The 1,466-nt window shown below is 29.4% G+C and carries 1 protein-coding gene; it reads left to right on the top strand.

Annotation, left to right across the window (positions count from 1 at the left end; translation table 11 throughout):
• Positions 1-172 precede the first annotated feature (172 nt).
• The coding region (locus tag NSA58_RS20105; RefSeq protein ID WP_257560923.1) for a GH25 family lysozyme at positions 173-1,466 on the top strand (1,294 nt) is incomplete at its 3' end.

Genomic DNA, 1,466 nt, shown 5'->3' with positions numbered 1-1,466 from the left:
ATCTATCAAATTAATACTTTTCATTCCTATTAATTAAATCATTCCGAAAATATAAACTATATTATAAATTAATACGACAAATTCTTATCCATTTATTGTATAATTTATATATATTTTCTATTTTTATGTATTAAAGATGCACATTAACGATAATAAGATTGGGGGAAATATTATGAACAAAAGAGATAAATATTTTTTTGCTGTATCTTTAGGCATTGCTATATCATCTCAAAATGTAATATCTATATCCAATGCAGAGTCGCTTAACTCAAGCTCTGATAGTGATATATCTATTGCTAGTGATGATAATTACAATGTAAAAGTCACTGCGAACTCAAATAATTATAAATCAAATACTTTAAACAAAAAACAGCCAGATCCCGAAGAATATGGTACTTATAATATGGGTGGAAATGCATCTAAAGCTTATAGATTTAGTGATAATGTTTCTTCTATTAAAAAAATAAATTTATCTAATCCTAAAGCAATCGGTAGCGGAACTGTAACATCGAACTCTTTAAATGTAAGAAGTGGACCGTCTACTTCAGATAAAGTAATCGGAATCTTAAATATTAATGAAACTATTGAAATTTTAGGTAAAAGTGGTACTTGGTTCAAGGTTGATTTTAATGGTAAACAAGGATATGTATCTTCAAGTTATTTAAAGTTAAACCCTGTGGAAAAGGGTATAGATGTAAGTAAATGGAATGGAAATATAGATTGGAAAAGTGTAAAAAACTCTGGTGTTGACTATGTAATAATCAGAGCTGGTTATGGTACCTCAACTGTAGATCCAAAATTCAAAACTTACATTGAAGGTGCAAAAAGTGCTGGACTTAAAATAGGTATATATTGGTTTAGTTATGCTACTAGCACTGAAAAAGCTGTTCAAGAAGCACAAAAATGCTTAGAAACTCTATCACCTTATAAAAGTAGCATTACATATCCAGTGTTTTTCGATTTTGAATACGATAGTGTAAGATACGCAAAAGAAAATGGAGTTACTATAACAAAAACTTCTGCCACAAACATGGCAAATGCTTTTATAGACACAGTAAAAGCTAAAGGATACGCTACAGGTATATATACTAATAAAGATTTTAGTAGTACTTATTATACGGATAATCTTATTGATTCCAATACTTTATGGGTTGCTCAATACGCATCTACCAATACATTTGGAAGGCCATATTCTATGTGGCAATACTCTGAGAAAGGCTCTGTACCTGGTATAAGTGGATATGTTGATTTGAATTACACTTATTTGAAAAATTTTGGTAGTAATTCAAATATTGAAAATCCAAGTACCCCTTCTACAGAAAAAGGCGTTACTACTGATAATGTTAACTTTAGGAACAGTGCTTCTACTTCTTCTAGTATTATAACTACTATTCCTAAAAATACTACTATTGAGATTATAGATAAATCTATTTCTGGATGGTATAAGGTTGAGTACAAAGGTGTTA

The organism is Terrisporobacter muris, from assembly GCF_024621905.1.
GTDB lineage: Bacteria > Bacillota > Clostridia > Peptostreptococcales > Peptostreptococcaceae > Terrisporobacter > Terrisporobacter muris.
This window is presented reverse-complemented; position numbering and strand designations above follow the sequence as displayed.